The sequence below is a fragment of the Mycobacterium sp. 94-17 genome, assembly GCF_035617725.1.
GTDB lineage: Bacteria > Actinomycetota > Actinomycetes > Mycobacteriales > Mycobacteriaceae > Mycobacterium.
This window is the reverse complement of sequence record NZ_JAPIYN010000070.1, coordinates 1-791: the sequence shown is the minus strand read 5'-3', so window position 1 is coordinate 791 and position 791 is coordinate 1. Positions and strand designations below refer to the sequence as shown.

The window sequence follows — 791 nt, the reverse complement described above, 5'->3', positions numbered from 1 at the left end:
CTCTCATAGGCCGCCGCGGCCGAACGCGCCTGCGACGCAGTCTCTTCGGCCTGCGCCGCCGTCGTAGTCATCCACGTCACGTACGGTTGGGCCGCCTGGGCCATCGTCGCCGACGCGGTCCCCGTCCACTCATCGCTACTCAGCGCGGTGACCACGTTGTCATAACTCAGCGCCGCCGAATTCAGCTCGGCCGCCAACGCACTCCACGCCGACGCCGCAGCCACAAACGAACCCGACCCCGGACCCGCGTAAATCCGCGCCGAATTGAACTCCGGCGGAAACATCCCGTAATCCAACATCATCGACTCCTTAACCAGCCGCGGCGGCGTTGGCCGCCTCAGTCACCGCGTACGACCCGGAGCTGGTGCTCAGGGTGTTGACAAACATTTCGTGGATCTCCGCCGCCTGGGCGCTGACCGCCTGATACATCTGCGCGTGCGTAGCGAACTGTGCCGCTGTCAGCGCTGATACCTCGTCGGCAGCCGCCGGTACCACCCCCGTCGTCGGGACTGCTGCCGCGGCGTTCTGTGCGCTCAGCGTTGACCCGATGGCCTGCAGATTTCCCGCCGCGGCTGCCAGCGCCTCGGGCTGCGTGGTCACAAAGGACATCTAGGTCTCGTTCCTTCCGCCCGGCCCGGCGACATTCCGGGAGTGGGTTGCTGGTGTTCTGGCATTCATGTGGCTCTCCGTTATCCGGCCGAAGGTGGGCGGGTCAGCACGCTGTAGCGGAACCCGTATTTGTTGACGTAGCCGGCGGCCGCGCCGCGTCGTCCCATGCCTCCTACCGGCAT

The 791-nt window shown here is 66.2% G+C and carries 3 protein-coding genes; all 3 read right to left on the bottom strand.

All coding sequences use genetic code 11. The features are described from left to right. The coding region (locus OQ789_RS25670; RefSeq protein WP_324689213.1) for a PPE family protein at positions 1 to 302 on the bottom strand (302 nt) is incomplete at its 3' end. A 7-nt stretch (positions 303 to 309) separates the two neighbouring features. After that, positions 310 to 609 carry a PE family protein gene (locus OQ789_RS25665; RefSeq protein ID WP_324689211.1) on the bottom strand — a complete coding sequence of 100 codons (300 nt, stop codon included), beginning with the start codon at positions 607 to 609 and terminating at the stop codon, positions 310 to 312. 80 nt (positions 610 to 689) lie between these two features. Further along, a partial coding sequence (locus tag OQ789_RS25660; protein WP_324689215.1) for a PPE family protein, SVP subgroup occupies positions 690 to 791 on the bottom strand: 102 nt, incomplete at its 5' end.

Excerpts from the sequence above, each read along its gene's own strand:
- OQ789_RS25665 (WP_324689211.1), bottom strand. The coding sequence starts at position 609 with ATGTCCTTTGTGACCACGCAGCCCGAGGCGCTGGCAGCCGCGGCGGGA.